The following is a 1199-nucleotide window of genomic DNA, read 5'->3' as shown; positions in this document are numbered from 1 at the left end:
CTCGCCCACGGCGCGTTCTTCGGCATCGGCTCGGTGGTCGCCGCCGACCTCGTGGCCCCCGACAAGAAGGCCGGCGCCATCGCCACCATGTTCACCGGACTGACCGTCGCCAACATCGTCGGCGTGCCGCTGGGCACCTTCATCGGGCAGGCCGTCGGCTGGCGCACCACCTTCGCGATCGTCGCCGCGCTCGGCGTGGTCGGACTGCTCGGCATCGCCCGGCTCGTGCCCGCCCTGCCACGCCCCGAGGGCGCCCACCTGCGCCGCGAGCTGACGGCGTTCCGCAACCCCCAGGTCCTGCTCGCCATGGCGATGACCGTCCTCGGCTTCGGCGGCGTCTTCGCCGCGATCACCTACATCGCCCCGATGATGACCCACGTCGCCGGCTACTCCGACGGCGCCGTCACCTGGCTCCTCGTCCTCTTCGGCATCGGCATGTTCCTCGGCAACCTGCTCGGCGGCCGGTTCGCCGACCGCGCCCTGATGCCGATGCTCTACGCCTCCCTCGGCGGCCTCGCGATCGTCCTGGCCCTGTTCACCGTGACCGCGCACCACAAGACCCTCGCCGCGATCACCATCCTGCTCGTCGGGGCCCTCGGCTTCGCCACCGTCCCCCCGCTGCAAAAACGCGTCCTCGACCAGGCCCACGGCGCGCCCACCCTGGCCTCCGCCGTCAACATCGGCGCCTTCAACCTCGGCAACGCCCTCGCCGCCTGGCTCGGCGGCCTCGTCATCACCGCCGGCCTCGGCTACACCGCCCCGAACTGGGTCGGCGCCCTGCTCGCCACCGCCGCCCTGCTCCTCGCCCTCTGGTCCGCCGCCCTGGAACGCCGAACCCCCGCACGGGAGGGCGTTGTCACCCCCGCCCCCGCCCCCGCCGCCGTCCACCACTGACCACCCCTCCCCCACCACCAGGAAAGCGCCACCATGAACCTCACCATCCACGACGCCGAGACCCTGATCACCGCCGCCCGCCGCGCCGCCGACGACGCCGGGGTCGCGGTCAGCGTCACCGTCCTGGACGCCGGCGGCCACCCGCTCGCCTTCCGACGCGACGACCGCGCCGTCCTCATCTCCGGTGAGACCAGCACCCGCAAGGCCTACACCGCCCTCCAGCTGAACACCCCGACCGCCGACCTCGCCGACCTCGTCAAGCCCGACGGACCGTTCCACACCCTGCCCACCGCCCTCGACAAGCC

Annotated in this window: 2 protein-coding genes; both read left to right on the top strand. The window is 73.1% G+C overall.

The window, feature by feature from the left end:
• Window positions 1-894 (top strand): MFS transporter (locus ACFYUS_RS39060; RefSeq protein ID WP_388863072.1); only part of this gene is annotated, 894 nt, incomplete at its 5' end.
• Between the two features lie 33 nt (window positions 895-927).
• Window positions 928-1199 (top strand): heme-binding protein (locus ACFYUS_RS39055; protein ID WP_388863067.1); only part of this gene is annotated, 272 nt, incomplete at its 3' end.

The organism is Streptomyces sp. NPDC004284, assembly GCF_042874035.1.
Taxonomy (GTDB): domain Bacteria; phylum Actinomycetota; class Actinomycetes; order Streptomycetales; family Streptomycetaceae; genus Streptomyces.
The sequence above is the reverse complement of the archived record's forward strand: the minus strand, read 5'-3'. Positions and strand labels throughout refer to the sequence as shown.